The sequence below is a fragment of the Roseivirga ehrenbergii genome, from assembly GCF_001593005.1.
Lineage (GTDB): Bacteria > Bacteroidota > Bacteroidia > Cytophagales > Cyclobacteriaceae > Roseivirga > Roseivirga ehrenbergii.
On sequence record NZ_LQZQ01000040.1, the window covers coordinates 1 to 283 of the forward strand.

General features: G+C 39.6%; 1 pseudogene. It reads left to right on the plus strand.

Features of this window, described 5'->3' with window-relative positions:
- Nucleotides 1-13: 13 nt before the first annotated feature.
- Nucleotides 14-283: pseudogene (locus tag MB14_RS10265) on the plus strand (RagB/SusD family nutrient uptake outer membrane protein); the annotation flags it as partial.

The following is a 283-nucleotide window of genomic DNA, read 5'->3' on the forward strand; positions in this document are numbered from 1 at the left end:
ATTCTTTGCTTACATGTCATATAACTACAATTCTTCACACATTAGAGCTGACCCTAAGTGTATCAATGCTGATCTTTATGATATGATCCCTGCAACGGATGTTAGAAAAGGTTTCTGGGCAGTTACTGCAGCTGAAAGAGCAGCCATAGTACTTCCAAGCAGCTTTGCAAAATATCCATACATGAACATCAAGTTTAAATCTCCTGGTTCAGGAACGCTTGGTGATGGAGACATTGTATTGATGCGTACTGCTGAGATGATTTTGATTGAAGCTGAAGCGAAT